13 protein-coding genes are annotated in these 14,932 nt (G+C 58.2%); 11 read left to right on the top strand and 2 right to left on the bottom strand.

The window, feature by feature from the left end:
• Positions 1–780: 780 nt before the first annotated feature.
• Positions 781–1,275 (bottom strand): DUF6022 family protein, encoded by a 495-nt coding sequence (locus tag ACP26L_RS32315; protein ID WP_426449706.1) that lies wholly within the window; start codon positions 1,273–1,275, stop codon positions 781–783.
• Between the two features lie 232 nt (positions 1,276–1,507).
• Between ACP26L_RS32315 and ACP26L_RS32310 the strand changes: the two genes are divergently transcribed.
• From ACP26L_RS32310 to ACP26L_RS32275, 8 genes are all read left to right on the top strand, one after another.
• Entirely contained in the window at positions 1,508–2,218 is a 711-nt protein-coding gene (locus ACP26L_RS32310; RefSeq protein WP_426449705.1) for a MerR family transcriptional regulator, read from the top strand.
• A gap of 195 nt (positions 2,219–2,413) precedes the next feature.
• On the top strand, positions 2,414–3,166 hold the full coding sequence (locus ACP26L_RS32305) for a DeoR/GlpR family DNA-binding transcription regulator (RefSeq protein ID WP_426449704.1): 753 nt from the start codon (positions 2,414–2,416) through the stop codon (positions 3,164–3,166).
• Positions 3,167–3,191: 25 nt separating this feature from the next.
• Positions 3,192–4,715 (top strand): sugar ABC transporter ATP-binding protein, encoded by a 1,524-nt coding sequence (locus ACP26L_RS32300; RefSeq protein WP_426449703.1) that lies wholly within the window; start codon positions 3,192–3,194, stop codon positions 4,713–4,715.
• Positions 4,716–5,265: 550 nt separating this feature from the next.
• Entirely contained in the window at positions 5,266–6,792 is a 1,527-nt protein-coding gene (locus ACP26L_RS32295; protein ID WP_426449702.1) for a sugar ABC transporter ATP-binding protein, read from the top strand.
• Positions 6,793–6,828: 36 nt separating this feature from the next.
• Entirely contained in the window at positions 6,829–7,884 is a 1,056-nt protein-coding gene (locus tag ACP26L_RS32290; RefSeq protein WP_426449701.1) for an ABC transporter permease, read from the top strand.
• 2 nt (positions 7,885–7,886) lie between these two features.
• Positions 7,887–8,876, top strand: coding sequence for an ABC transporter permease (locus tag ACP26L_RS32285; RefSeq protein WP_426449700.1), 990 nt, complete (start codon positions 7,887–7,889; stop codon positions 8,874–8,876).
• Positions 8,877–9,066: 190 nt separating this feature from the next.
• Positions 9,067–10,149: a rhamnose ABC transporter substrate-binding protein gene (rhaS, locus tag ACP26L_RS32280; RefSeq protein ID WP_426449699.1), complete on the top strand. Its 1,083-nt coding sequence runs from the start codon at positions 9,067–9,069 to the stop codon at positions 10,147–10,149.
• Between the two features lie 266 nt (positions 10,150–10,415).
• Complete coding sequence (locus ACP26L_RS32275; RefSeq protein ID WP_426449698.1) at positions 10,416–10,901, top strand: glutathione peroxidase; 486 nt, start codon at positions 10,416–10,418, stop codon at positions 10,899–10,901.
• Positions 10,902–10,982: 81 nt separating this feature from the next.
• Here ACP26L_RS32275 and ACP26L_RS32270 read toward each other — a convergent pair whose 3' ends face one another.
• A complete protein-coding gene (locus tag ACP26L_RS32270; RefSeq protein ID WP_426449697.1) occupies positions 10,983–11,501 on the bottom strand; it encodes a hemerythrin domain-containing protein in 519 nt (172 codons plus the stop codon).
• Positions 11,502–11,890: 389 nt separating this feature from the next.
• Here ACP26L_RS32270 and ACP26L_RS32265 point away from each other — a divergent pair, with 389 nt between their 5' ends.
• The 3 genes from ACP26L_RS32265 (at position 11,891) to qoxA (ending at position 14,882) form a co-directional block, all read left to right on the top strand.
• The gene (locus tag ACP26L_RS32265) at positions 11,891–13,057 is read left to right on the top strand and encodes a pectinesterase family protein (RefSeq protein WP_426449696.1); all 1,167 of its coding nucleotides are present in this window, start codon (positions 11,891–11,893) and stop codon (positions 13,055–13,057) included.
• A gap of 190 nt (positions 13,058–13,247) precedes the next feature.
• Complete coding sequence (locus ACP26L_RS32260; RefSeq protein WP_426449695.1) at positions 13,248–13,508, top strand: hypothetical protein; 261 nt, start codon at positions 13,248–13,250, stop codon at positions 13,506–13,508.
• 378 nt (positions 13,509–13,886) lie between these two features.
• Positions 13,887–14,882 (top strand): cytochrome aa3 quinol oxidase subunit II, encoded by a 996-nt coding sequence (gene qoxA, locus ACP26L_RS32255; protein WP_426449694.1) that lies wholly within the window; start codon positions 13,887–13,889, stop codon positions 14,880–14,882.
• The last annotated feature ends 50 nt before the right edge of the window (positions 14,883–14,932 follow it).

The raw sequence follows: 14,932 nt of genomic DNA, 5'->3' as shown, positions 1-14,932 counted from the left end.
GGGATATCACTCCTCTGTAGGGAAGGGCAATAAAAAAACAGGACCAACCCGCCACTGAAAATTAGTAGCAGGTTGGTTTCTTTTTAATATTGTAGAAATTTTCAGGGCGAGCTGAGAGAGATTAGAGAGGGTATGGGCAGGGGGAAAGCAACGGGCCGCCTTTAAAGTCGTTGTCCTTGTCACCAAAAAAATCAGATTGGACACGACTTCAAGGGCGGTTGGAGCCCCTTACCCATTCCTTCTCCCCGGGTCCCAATGTAGGGACTGGCACGCAGCGATCTCAAAGGAACGCCGACGGGCGTTTTTCTTATAAGACAGTGTAACCTAGGATAATTGTACCAAGCGTAAGTGTTATACAGAGTGGGGTGGAGAGCCTTTTCTTGGGGAGTCCTGTAAGCTCCAGCATGTAACTTAGTATAAAGAGCATTATACCTAGGATCACCCAGTGCCAGGCAGAGCCGGGAAGCCAATGTTTGAAGATGAGCTCGTCTAACTTGACGGTCAGTATAACAGTCAGGAGGGTCAAAGGGAATTGGAGTGTCATCATTCTGCCTCCTCATGGGCAAGGCGGTTCGAAAGTGAAGTAAAAATATGTCTCGCATGAGTGAAAGAAGCCGTCGGGTTAGCAGCTAGCCAGCCTTGGAACGGGCGAGAAGCTGCAGGAAACATGGCGCTGGTCATGGCGACGACAATGCCGGCTGCGACCCCCGGTCGGCTCGAGCATGGAGCAGCGGCCGTATCGGCGGGGCGCTGCATAAGGCCGCCGGTCAGCGCCGAAGCTTATGCGCTTTCCTTCCAGCGGCGGACGGCAGCAACGATCTCCTGCCGATCTGCTGCGGCGGCAGCCGTAATCCGCGGTCCTTCCGGCACTTCGAACCCGGTGTGGGAGTGGAAGAAATCCAGCAGCAGGGTTCCCACCGGCTCAGACCGGCCCTCCTCGCGGACGGGCATCCAGAACACGCGGGAGCGGTGATGCTCAGGGCCCCACTGCTCCAGGGAGCAGCTGAAGTTGAGGCAGCCCCCGATGATGAAGTCCGTCTCCTTGACTTCTCCGAGCACGCTGTAGCCCGCCTGCTCCAGTGCGCCGAAGATCGGCGGCAGAAGCCGGTCGAGATACAGACCGTAAGTCGAGTCCTCCAGCTCGGGGAAGACTTTCTCCAGCTCCGCGCGATGCGCCTCCAGGACTTGCTTCCAATGAGAGGCAAGCTCGTTTTGAATCACCGCTGCCAGGTCCTCTGCTGTCATGCCGGGAACAAACTTCGAATCCGTCATCATTCTTTATTCCTCCTCTGGCGGGCCGCGAAGGAGTGGACGTATCTTCTCCGGGCGGCTCCCGCGTGGTATGGGTGGTCCGCAGGGAACACCTTACAAATCCATCTTACAACAGTGAAGCGAATGGGAAGGTTGGAGCACAGCAATGCCTGATATAATGGGAGAGAGCATACAAAAAGTTTGCAGTCCGGACTGGGCTCGTCAGAAATGTTCATAAGCGAGGGGGAGTCAAAGGATGCGACCGGTCGATCTGGCCCGTGAGCTGAAGCTAAGCACCAATACGCTGCGGGGCTACGAGGCCCGGGGGCTTGTACCGCCCGCGGTGCGTTCGCCCAAAGGCTACCGGCTGTACACGGAGGAGCACCGGGCCTACTTTCACTGCCTGCGTGCGATGGCGCCCGGATTCGGGATGGAAGTGACGGCGGAGGTGCTCCGTGCCCTGCAGGCCGGTGAGGTGGATGCCGCACTGTGGGCAGCGGGAAGGGCGCAGGCCGCTCTGCACCGCGAGCAGATTCTGGCCGCCGAGGCAGCCGGACGGCTCGCCTCTGAAGCGGAAGCCGGTGATACCCAGGCAGGGGAGCATGATGGGCAGCCGGTGGGGATCGGGGAGCTGTCCGGGGAGACCGGGGTCCCCCGCTCTGCACTCCGGTATTGGGAGAAGGAAGGGCTGGTCTCGTCCCTTCGCGATGAGGAGAACGGGTACCGAAAGTACGGCCCGTCCGAACTCCGCAAAGTGCTGCTGATGCGCCTTCTCCGCTCCGCCGTATATTCGGAGGAGGTGGTGCGGTGGAAAGAGGCGGTCAAGCGGCTGGATCCAGATGACGCCAATGGAGCATACCGGCTGGCTCTGGAGGCGCTGCACCACTGGAACGCTCTCGCCCGGCTCCAGCTGAAGGGGATGCATGCCCTTTACTCCCTGTGCAGGCAGCTGGAGCTGCTGGAATAGCAGGCTGCCGCTTTGGGAAGCTGCCCTGCACCATGGGTTTTTCGCTTCGTCTGGGGACTTCCGCTTTACCTCTTGAGCCGCTCGCAGATACAATCACAAAGAAACAAGAGTTGTGTTATAATGGGCTCATGAACGCACAACAACGTACATATGAACTATGGACACGGGAGCATCGTTATGTTTGCCATTGAGCGATTGAACAAAATAAAAGAGCTGCTCTTCTCGAAAAAGCGCGTCGATGTCATGGAGCTCAGCGAGCTTTTCTCCGTGACCGAGGTGACGATCCGGCGGGACCTCGATAAGCTCGAGCAGATGGGCGTGCTGACCAAAACCTATGGCGGGGCCGTGCTGAACGAAGAGCTGGTACCTGCCGCGAACGCAGTCGAGGAAGAAGACGAGTTCATCGAGGAGAAGCGGATGATCGGCCGCATTGCCGCCCGGCTCATCGAGGACGGGGAAGCGGTCTATCTCAGCCCCGGTACGACCTGCCTGGAGATCGCGCGCAACCTGCAGGAGAAGCGGGTCACGGTGGTGACCAACGATCTGCGGATCGGCCTGGCGCTCAAGGATTATACGGGCGTGAAGACGATCGTGACCGGAGGAGACCTGGCGCACTCGAGCTCCGCCCTCGTCGGGGGAGCCGCACTGCAGCTGCTTCAGGGAATCTATGTCAATAAGGCTTTTCTGGGCGTGAAGGGCGTACACTTTGATGCGGGCTATACGACGGGCAGCTACGATGAGGCGATGATCATCCAGGCGGTGCGCCGGATCGCCAGCGAAGTGATCATTGCGGCCGATTACAGCAAGTTCGACCAGAGAGGCTTTGCGAAGCTCGGAGATCTGTCCCTCGCCAAGACGCTGGTCACGAACAAGCAGATTCCCTCCGAATACAAAAAGCACTTCTTCGAGCAGGGCGTGAAGCTGTTCACCACGTTCGAACTGGAGTAAGCCGGCGCGGAGTCAGCGGATTGGAATGAAAATCCCCAGGAAAAGAGGCATGGGTGTGGAGCATCTGCTTCAAATGAAGGGAATCACCAAGAGATTCGGCGAGACTGCGGTGCTCCGTGCCGTGGACCTGGCGGCGGACCGGGGGCAGGTGCATGCCCTGCTCGGGGAGAACGGGGCGGGCAAGTCGACCCTGATGAAAATCCTGGCGGGCTGGTTCGAGGCCGATGAGGGAGAAATCCACATCGGCGGGGAGCCTGCACTCATCGCCTCTCCGAGGCAGGCGCAGGAGCTCGGCATCGCCATGATCTATCAGGAGCTGAAGCTGTTCCAGGATCTGAGCATTGCTGAGAACGTTTACATGGGCAGGGAGCCGCTCAAAAAGTGGAACCGGCTCATCGACTGGGAGGCCGTCTACCGCGAGACGGGCCGGTATCTGCAGGCCCTGGGTCTGGACCTGGACGCCCGTACGGTGCTGAAGTCGCTCGGACCGGGCCAGCAGAAGTTCGTGGAGATCATCAAGGCGCTGTCGCAGAACGCCCGCATTCTGATCATGGATGAGCCGACGGCGTCGCTGACCGAGGGGGAACGCGAGGTGCTCTTCGGCGTGATCGGCCGCTTGAAGCAGCTGGGCGTCTGCGTTCTGTACATCTCCCACCGGCTGGAGGAGATCAAGCGGATCGCCGACCGGGTCACGGTGCTGCGGGACGGGGAGGCCGTACTGACCTGCTCCACCGCGGATGTGGAGCTCGATGACATCGTGCGGTGCATGGTCGGCAAGCCGCTGGACGACCGCTACCCGAAGCTCAAGGTGAAGAGCGGCAGGGAGCTGCTGCGCGTGGAGAATCTCAGCTACCAGGGGCTGCTGAAGAACATCGGCTTCGAGGTGCGCCGGGGGGAGATTCTGGCTCTGACCGGACTCAGTGGCTCGGGCCGCCGGCTGCTGGCCAAGGTGCTGTGCGGCATCGAGGGACCGTATGAGGGAACGATTCACCTGAACGGCCGCCCCTATGCCCGGATGACCCCCCACCTCGCGAAGCAGTGCGGCTTGTGCTATGCGAGCGGGCTGTATTCGGATGAAGGGCTGATCGCCACCTCGACGATCTCGGAGAACATCACGCTCTCCAACCTCGAGCGGGTCTCCAGCGCCGGTCTGCTGCGGGCGGGCCGGGAGACCGGCTACGCGAGGGATCTCATCGAGCGGCTTGAGATCACCTGCGACGAGAAGGAGCTGGCCGGCAGCCTCAGCGGCGGGAAGCAGAAGAAGGTCGTACTCGCCAAGTGGCTGTTCGCGAACGCCCAGGTGCTCATCTTCGACGAGCCGACCGCCGGGATCGACGTCAGCTCGAAGTCCGACATCTACAACATCATGAACGAGATGGTGCTCTCGGGCGCGTCCGTCATCATGATCTCATCAGACCTCTCGGAGGTTCTTGGGATGGCGGACCGGATTCTCGTCATGTGCGGAGGAGAGCTCCGCCGGGTCCTGCCGAGAGCCGAGGCGACGAAGGAGAAGATCCTGTACTACGCCTCCGGCGGCGGGATAGGCTAAGTAAGAAGCAAGGAGGAGAAGACATGCTCTTGGACCGAAAGCAGCGGGCATGTCTTTTACTATGCCGTCAGGGCTGATCCGGATCGGCTTAGGCAGTTAACGGCCTAAGTGGTTTCGGATGTTTTTGAATAACTTGCCGTATTGTCTTAAGCGCCCTTGAGTGGTATATAAATGCGGGGAAAGGATGGGCTTAAGCGGGAAAAGCGAAGGACCGCCTTTGCCGGCCTCTAACGCGCCGCAATATGCCAGAATGGGAATGAGTGTGAGGTGGAAGAGCTTAACGTCCGCCTTTAAAGTCATGTGATTACCGCTCAATATATATTCTAATCCACATGACTTTAACAGCGGCTGGAACCCCACTACCCATCCCTCTAACGCTCCGAAGTATGGGGGCATGCAACTATAAGGCTCTAGCTTTTCTTCTGTCACAATCACGAATAAACATAATCGAAAACAAAAGTTAATTTTGTTGTTTATTTTCGGTCGGTCGTGTGCTATACTGGGCTCAGTCCCGAGGGAGATTCTAAGAATATGGATAGGAGCCCGTACGATGTCTGAATTCATTCTGGAATTGAGAGCGATTACAAAGACGTTTCCCGGGGTCAAGGCGCTGGACCGGGTGAACTTTCAGCTGAGGCCCGGCGAGATCCATGCGCTCATGGGAGAGAACGGGGCGGGCAAATCGACCTTCATCAAAGTAATTACCGGCGTGCACCGGCCCGATGAAGGGGAGATTCTGTACAACGGAGAGAGGGCGGAATTCAAGAACCCGAACGACGCCAAGAAGCTCGGCATCGCCGCGATCTACCAGCATGTCACGTGCTACCCCGACCTCAGCGTCACCGAGAACATTTTCATGGGGCATGAGAAGGTACATAAACGAACAAAAAGAATCAATTGGCGGGAGATGCACCAGGAAGCACAGAAGCTGTTGGAGCGGCTCGGGGCCGATTTCGATGCCAAAGCGCAGATGGGGTCGCTGAGCGTGGCCCAGCAGCAGATCGTCGAAATTGCGAAAGCGCTGTCAACCGACGCCAGGGTGATCATCATGGACGAACCGACCGCGGCGCTGACCCAGCGGGAGAGCGAGCAGCTGTACGGCATTGCCGAAGCGCTGAGGGACAGCGGGGTGGCGATCATCTTCATCTCGCACCGGTTCGAGGATATGTATCGCCTGGCCAGCCGCGTAACCGTGTTCCGGGATGCGAAGTATATCGGCTCCTGGGGCGTGAACGAGATTACGAACGACGCCTTGATCGTCGCGATGGTCGGCCGGGAGGTGACCCAGCTCTTCCCTAAGAAGGAAGTACGCCGCGGCGAGGAGCTGCTAAGGACGGAAGGACTTGGTAGGACCGGCTACTTCGCGGATATCTCCTTCGCTCTGTACCGGGGCGAGATTGTCGGCCTCACCGGGCTTGTCGGCGCGGGCCGGACGGAGGTATGCCAGGCGCTGTTCGGCATTGAACCGGCCGACCGCGGCCAGGTCTTCGTGAAGGGCAGCCCCGTTACGGTCAGGGACCCGCTGCAGGCGATGGGGCTTGGGATCGGCTACCTGCCGGAGGACCGGCAGAAGCAGGGGCTCGTGCTCGACTGGGAGATCGGAAGGAACATTACGCTCCCGTCTCTTGGCGGACTCTCCCGCCGAGGCTGGCTGGACGTGGGCAGAGAAGACGCCCTCTCCCAGTCGCTGGCGGAGAAGGTCAGCGTCAAGGCGAGAAGCATTCACGATCTCGTATCCTCGCTGTCGGGCGGCAATCAGCAGAAGGTGGTGTTCGCGAAGCTTTTGACGGCGGACCTGGATGTCATCATCCTGGATGAGCCGACCAAAGGGGTCGATGTCGGAGCGAAGTCCTCCATCTACGAGATCATCAGTGAGCTGGCATCCCAGGGGTATGGCATCCTGCTGGTATCCTCGGAGATGCCCGAGGTGATCGGGATGAGCGACCGGGTCATCGTCATGAAGGAGGGCCGCATCACGGCCGAGCTTCAGCGCGGTCAGGTCACCCAGGAGGCGATCCTCGAGGCTGCGATGAGCGGCGGCCCCGAAGCCAAGCCGCTTCCGATACATGCGGGATAGAGGCAACAGGACAGATAAAAAAAGGGGGAACGATCCATGGCTGAAAAAGCCTTGGGGAAGGTCATCGGGGGCAGCGGCCCCAGCGGCGCTTCCCGCACCGGCGGGGCGCCGTCGCTGGGCGCCAAGCTGGCCAAATTCAGAGAGCTCGGGCTCCTGCTGTTCATCGTGCTGCTGTCGGCAGCCGTTCAGCTCCGCAATCCGAGCTTCCTGACACTGGAGAACATTAACGATCTGGTCACCAACACCGCGATCCTCAGCATACTTGCCGTCGGCATGATGCTTGTGATCGTCACACGGGGCATCGACCTGTCGATCGGGGCGACCTTGGCCCTCTCGGGTATGATCTCCGCACTGGCCGTGAAGGCCGTACCGGATCTGCATCCGGTGCTGACACTGCTCCTCGGGACGCTGGTCGGCGTCGTTTGCGGCATCATCATCGGCTTTCTGATCGCCAAGATGGGGGTGCTGCCGATCATCGCAACCCTCGGACTGATGAATGTGTTCCGCGGGCTGACCTTCACGGTCTCCGGGGGCAAGTGGGTCAGTGCGCACCAGATGCCGGAGAGCTTCAAAGCGATTGCCACCGGTTCGGTCCTTGGACTGAATACGCTGATTTTGATCGCGGTCTTCATCTATATCGTCTTCTACTATTTCATCAATCACACGAGAACCGGCAGGCAGATCTATGCCGTCGGCAGCAATCCCGAGTCGGCGAAGATCAGCGGCATCCACAACGACCGCATCCTGTGGCTGGTCTACACGATCATGGGCGCGCTCTCCGGGCTCGCCGGGGTGCTGTGGGTCTCGAAGTTCGCATCCGCCCAAGGGGATACGGCCTCGGGCTACGAGCTGAGCGTTATCGCCGCCTGTGTTCTGGGCGGGGTCTCCATCGCCGGCGGCTCGGGCAAAATCTCCGGGATCATCCTCGGCTCGATCCTGCTCGGCATCTTGAACAACGCGCTGCCGCTCATCGACGTGTCGCCGTTCTGGCAGATGGCGATCCAGGGCTCGATTATCCTGGTGGCCGTGATGATCAACGCGCTCGTCAAACGGGGCGTGGACCGCAACCACCTGCTGAGGAGGAGGATTTGACGATGGAAGCGCAAGCAAGAGGGCTGCAGGGAAGACGGGAGTTCAGCCTGAAGAGTTTCTTTTTGCAGTGGGAATGGCTGCTCGTTGTGATTCTGATTGCCGTGAATATTATCAATGCCAATTTGTCTCCCTACTACTTGAATTACGAGAGTCTGCGGGATGCCACGATGAGCTTCCTGGACAAAGCGTTCATCGTGCTGCCGATGGTGCTCGTCATGATCCTCGGCGATATCGACATCTCCGTAGCTTCCACGGTTGCGCTGACCTCCGTCATCATGGCGGACCTGTACCATCTGGGACTGCCCATGGAGCTGTCCATCCTGGTCGGGCTAATCGTCGGCGGGCTCTGCGGATTCATTAACGGGCTGCTCATCGTCAAGTTCAAGGAATTGTCGGCGGTCATCGTCACCTTGTCGACCATGATCATCTACCGCGGCATTGCCTACATCATCCTGGAAGACCAGGCCAAAGGGAACTTCCCGGAGTGGTTCAGCTTCTTCGGCTGGGAGTATGTCGGCGGGGTTCCGTTCATACTGGTGGTGTTTGCGGTGTTCGCGGCGGCGTTCAGCCTGCTGCTGCATAAGACGACCTTCGGCCGGAGAGTGTACGCCATCGGCAATAACAGCACGGCAAGCCGCTTCTCCGGAGTGCAGGTCGATAAGATCAAGGTCATTGTCTTCACGCTGACGGGAGTTATGGCAGCGGTTACAGCTGTCTTTCTCATGTCCCGGATGGGCAGCACGCGGCCCAATGTGGCCACGGGCTACGAGCTCGATGTCATCGCGATGGTCGTGCTCGGCGGGATCAGCACCGCGGGAGGGAAGGGACGCATGGTCGGCGCAATCCTTGCCGTGTTCCTTATCGGGCTGCTGAGCTACGGGCTCGGGCTGGTCAACGTGCCGGCGCAGATGCTGCTTGTCATTATCGGGCTGCTGCTGATCTTCGCGGTGATGGTGCCGAAGCTGAAGCTTGCTAAGCTGCGCCGCCCTTGAGGCCGTACGTACGCCTGGAGCTGTCGGCAGGGCTGCCCTGTTCTCTTCGGCCAGGGGGAACGAAGCGCCGGCGGCTGCCTCATCTGATTCGAACGAACGGCCCAATTCCAAATACGGCTGACTTCCTCCGTAAGGAAGCGGTTTGTATACACTTTTTCAATCCAAGAAGAAGACAGGGGAGATCAGACTCATGAAAAAAATGGTGATGACTTGTTTGACGGCGGTCCTGAGCTTGTCCATGCTGGCAGCCTGCGGAGGAGGGAGTACACCGGCTGCGGGGGGCAGCGGTACGGAGCCGGCCAAGAGTGAAGGAGCAAAGCCGGCGGACAGCGGAGCGGGGGGCAAGAAGAAGTATGCCATCATCTTCAAGAACACGGGCAACCCGTACGGCGAGAAGATGATGGAAGGCTTCAAGACCTCGGTGACCGAGATGGGCGGCGAAGCGATCCTGAAGGCGCCGGACCAGCCGACGGCCGAGGCGCAGATCAAGATGATCGAGGAGCTCATCTCGCAGAAGGTCCAGGCGATCGCGATTGCCGGCAATGATCCGGACGCGCTGCAGCCCGCGCTGAAGAAGGCGATGAATGCGGGCATCAAGGTGCTCTCCCTCGACTCCGCGGTGAATGCGCAGAGCCGCATGGTGCACGTCAACCAGGCGGATCCGGAGCGGATCGGCCGGGTGCAGGTGCAGGCGATCTCCGAGATGATCGGCGGCAAGGGTGAGATCGCCGTGCTCAGCGCGACCTCCCAGGCGACGAACCAGAATCTGTGGATCGACTGGATGAAGAAGGAGCTCGAAGATCCCAAGTACAAGGACGTGAAGCTGGTCAAAGTAGCGTATGGCGACGACCTCCGCGACAAGAGCGTGTCCGAGACGGAAGCGCTGCTGAAGTCGTATCCGAACCTGAAGGGCATCATTGCCCCGACCACGGTAGGGATTGCGGCGGCAGGCAAGGTGCTGACGGACAAAGGACTGAAGGGCAAGGTGCAGCTCACCGGCCTTGGCCTGCCGAGCGAGATGGCGCAGTACATCGAATCCGGCGTGTCGCAGTGGATGTACCTGTGGAACCCGGTAGACGTAGGCTATCTGGCGGGCTTCACGGCCGACGCGCTCGTGCAGGGCACGATCACCGGCAAGACCGGCGACAAGTTCAAGGCCGGCCGTCTCGGCGACAAGGAAGTGATCGCGGACGACAAGGGCACGCAGATCATGCTCGGCGATCCGTTCAAATTCGACGCCAAGAATATCGGCGAGTGGAAATCGGTATACTAGACCGAAGGTAAACAGGCTTCTCAAGCAGTAATGCCCAAGCAGGCTCCCAGGGTGTGGTTCCGTTACCGCGCCGCCGGGAGTCTGTTTTTTATATGAATACCCCTTCCGTGGAGGGTTGCCGTAAGGCGTGGTGTTTAATATAGAAGAAACAAGAAGAAGAAACGACGATATGACACTGGACACCCCAAATTAATTGTGTAAAATTTAATAATAAAACCGGAGTATGGCCATGTCTTCGCTCCACCATTCCTTAGGAGGTCCCGCCCATGTCCATCTATGATTTCGAAGTGACCACCATCCGCGGCGAACAGGCAACCTTGGCCCCTTACCAAGGGCAGGTGCTGCTGATTGTGAATACGGCAACCAAGTGCGGCTTTGCACCGCAGTTCAAGGGACTGCAGAAGCTCTATGACACGTACCGTGACAAGGGCTTTGCCGTGCTGGGCTTCCCGAGCAGCCAGTTCCTAGACCAGGAGCTGCACGATAACGCGGACATTGCGCAGGCCTGCGAGCTGAACCATGGCGTGTCGTTCCCGCTGTATGCGAGGATTGACGTGAACGGCAGCGCGGCCCATCCGCTGTTCCAGCACCTCAGCAGCGAAGCCCGCGGCCTGCTTGGCTCCAAGGCGATCAAGTGGAATTTCACCAAGTTTCTTGTCGACCGGAGCGGCCGCGTCGTGAAGCGTTTTGCCCCCACCGATACCCCGGAGATGATCGAGAGCCAGGTCGCGGAGCTGCTCGAACTAATATGAGAAATACCCCCAAGTGCGGCCTTCCTACAGCGTGCGCGCGCTTGGGGGTTATTGGTTTGGAAAGCCGCCGGGTTCATTCACCTAGAAACCTCCAAATGCGTTCGAACGGTCGGCCAGGGCGTCGATAATCTCTTCTTCCTTGCGGAAATGATTCTTGAGTATGGCATTGGCCTGAACCAGCATCGAAGCCAGTTCTTTGGCTTCCTCCTGTTCAACCGGTGCCGTCAGGCGCTCCACAGGCTCGATGAAGGCCAGGATATACTGCTCGGCCAGCTCATGCTCCTGCTCCATCAGGGTGAACTGCTCCAGCGTCTCGCCGAAATACCAGGTAATCATCGGGAACATGACGGCGTCCTCCCACGCCGAGTGGGCCTCGAGCTCCGCCCAGAACGCTTTGACGGTCTGTCCCAGCTGCAGCAGGGCAGGGGTCCAGTTGCCGGTTTCATCCTGCAGTCCGATGGTCTTGGCCATGGCGTACAGCTCTGCGAGCTTCTCTTCGAGCATCGTATGTTCTTCCTTAAGACGGGTGATGGCTTCGGTAAGCCGGTACAGGGGATGGGTCAAGGTGGTGAAGACGGCCTGCGTGTCGATGGTTTTCATTGAAAATCCCTCCGTGGCAGCCATGGGTTCTGGCTTTGATGGTTTCAGTATAAGGGATGGGCGCTCGGGGATATGTGAAGTGAATCACTAAGCGGGTCATTTCTTGATGAATCGGCCAGCGCCGGTGAACGAGGAGGATGGGAAGCCGCCCTAGTGATCGCAGTGGCGGCCAGGCAGTCCTTCGAGACGGGACGAAGGGTTGTGCTCGGGGAATACCGGGCGTGCACCCCATAATCAATAGATTGGATTTGCGCGGCGCTACCTGCGGAACCCGCCTTGCCGTGCACATCGGTTACCTGAGGGCTATGGATTGCCATCCTCTCTTGAGCTATGGTGAATTGGAAGCGATTGCAGCCATCCATTTTCAAACGATGAGGAGAGATGAATTGATGAAATCCATGAGATCCGTACCTTTGGCGCTTGGCGCATTCCTGCTGGTATCCGCCGCGGCCCCCTGGGGAGTCCTGCCGGATTCAGCCATCGCAGCCTCCGCTGCAGCCGATGGAGCCGCAGTTTCAGCCTCAACGAACAAGGAGCGGGAGCCAATGACCAAAAAAGCAATCGTCGATTCGTCTTACCAAGGAACCGAAGGGGCCGTCATCGAAGGCGTGAAGCAGTACCGTTCCGTGCAGAAGGCGATCTCCGACGTGCCGGCGGACCAGGCTTCGCCTTATGTGATTTATTTGAAGGCCGGCATCTATAAGGAAGTCCTTACCGTGGACAAGCCGTATGTTACCCTCATAGGCGAGAACGCCAAGCGCACGGTGATTACTTATGATAATGCCAGCGGAACACCGAAGCCGGATGGCAGCGGCACGTACGGAACTACGGGCAGCGCCACGGTGACGGTCAAGGGAGAGAACTTTACGGCGGTCAGCGTAACGTTCGAGAATTCGTTCGACGAGGCGAACTCGCCGTACCAGAACAAGCAGGCCGTGGCGATCAAGACGCAGGCGGACCGCGCGATCTTCAAGGACTGCCGGTTCATCGGCAACCAGGACACGCTCTATCCGAACCTCGGCCGGCAGTACTTCCTGGACTCCTATATTGAAGGGGATGTCGACTTCATCTTCGGCGCCGCGACGGCGGTCTTCGAGAATTCCCGCATCCACTCCCTGGACCGCGGCTCCGATACCAATAACGGCTATATTACGGCAGCCAGTACGCTGAACTCCAATCCGTACGGTTATCTCTTCATCAACTGCCGGCTGACGAGCGATCTCGGAATGGAAGGCACGGTGTCCCTGGGCCGTCCATGGCAGCCCGGCGGCAATACGAACGCCGTAGCCAGCGTCGTGTTCAAGCACACCCACATGGGAAGCCACATCACGTCGACCGGCTGGGTGGATATGGGCGCCTCCAAGGCGGCGAACGCGCGCTTCTTCGAATACGACAGCAGAGGCCCGGGCGCACTGAAGAGCCCCACACGTCAGGTGCTTACGAAGGAGCAGGCGGACCTCTATACACCGGAGGCCTACTTCGGCGATTGGGACCCGAAGAAAGTGTTGGAGGGGCTCCGTCCTTCCTTCGCCAATCCGTCCCTTGGACATAAGTAGAATAACCCCCGGCAGCAGGATCCTCCGTCATTTGGACGGGGGATCTTTGTTTGCGGCACCCTTCTTTGAAAGCGGTCAGACTTTTGTCTAATTTTTGATCAAAAAGTGAATAATCTTTGAACAAAACGGGTAAAGTATGTTATACTGATTTTAGTAAAGCACTTACATTATCTGTTTTGGAGTGATTCCGATGACGACAAAAACAGCGACAGCACAAAGAGAAATCCATGGAGAGCGCGATGTAAACCGCCTCGTGGTATGGATGACGGCAGCAGCTTGGATCTTCCTGGGCTTCGGACTACTTCTTAGCCTGTTGAACTTACATCACTTCAGCGACCGCAACACAAGCCTGATGATCGGGATCGGCTGCATGGTCGGCAGCGTTCACATTTATGTGATGCGGACAGCGATTCATCTGGTGCATTCCCGGGCATCGAACGCGGAGAAGTGAAGAATTACGCTCCGATATTATGCAGATTAGGTTAAAATTGATAACACCTCCATTCGGCACCAGGCCGAAGTGGGGGTGTTTTTGTGATTTTGTCAGCTTCGTGACAAACTTATTACAGAGAAAAGGCGAAGTTTTGACGTATTTGTTAACCCCCGCGTAAAGCTGCTGAGAATCTGCTATGTTATATATATCACTTCTGCTTGGAGTCGTAAGTTATCAAAACTGTGCTGCATGGATGAATTGGGAAGTGAATAATCCCTCCAAGGTTCAGACAGCGAAGCTTTGAGAGCTTGCGTTTGTGATTTTTGTCACAAGATTTGCCGTACCGCTATGTTAAAATGTCAACCGTAGATTGAGGAGAATGGAGGACCACCCACCATGCAACAAACCAAACGGACGCTTCGCAGGGCGCTGCCGCTCTTGCTCCTGCTCACAGGCGTACTGCTGCTTTCGGCCTGTGGTGAACAGCCGATGGTTCTGGACCCGAAAGGGCCGATCGCCGGGGATCAGAAGGACTTGATTCTGATTTCATCCCTCTTGTGCGCCGTGATACTCGTTCCGGTTCTCGCCCTGACCGCCTTCATCGTATGGAAATACCGTGAGCGGGAAGGCAGCACGGCGGCCTATGAGCCGCACTTCTCCCACAGCACCAAGCTGGAGCTGGTCTGGTGGGGAATTCCGATTGTCATCATCATTATTCTGGCTGCAGTTACGGCTCGTTATACGTACGCGCTGGAGCCGTCGAAGCCGATCGAATCCGAGAAGAAAGCTCTCACGATCCAGGCAACCTCGCTGGACTGGAAATGGCTCTTCACGTATCCGGAGCTCGGCATTGCTACCGTGAACTATCTGCAGATCCCTGAGGATGTTCCGGTCAAATTCGAACTCACGAGCGACGCGCCGATGAACTCCTTCTGGATTCCGCAGCTCGGCGGGCAGATGTACACGATGTCCGGCATGGGCATGACGCTCTTCCTGCAGGCGGACCACGCGGGCCGTTATTACGGTTCCGGTGCGAATTTCAGCGGCGAATACTTCGGCGACATGAAATTCTACGTCGACGCTAAGCCGCAGAGCGAGTTCGATGCCTGGGTGAAGGAAGTCAAGGCTTCGCCGGCGAAGCTGACGAACGAATCTTACGAGAAGCTGGCGGAGAAGGGGACTTCCCCGGTTATGCTCTACTCCTCCTTCCCGGAAGGCCTGTTCCAACGCATTGTCACCAAATATGCTCCGGGCGGACATGCACACGGGCAGACCCAAACGGTGCCCCAGTCGAAGACCGATCCGGTGCAGAAGCCGCTGCCTGACGCCAAGGATGACCATACCCAAGGCGGTTCGACCGGCACGAATCATTCGGGACACACGGGCCATTAATACGGCTTGAAACACCCGTACCACAGGAATGCCTGTGAATTACAAGGATA

This window comes from Paenibacillus sp. S-38, from assembly GCF_049942825.1.
In the GTDB taxonomy this organism is placed as follows: Bacteria; Bacillota; Bacilli; order Paenibacillales; family NBRC-103111; genus Paenibacillus_G.
This window is presented reverse-complemented; position numbering and strand designations above follow the sequence as displayed.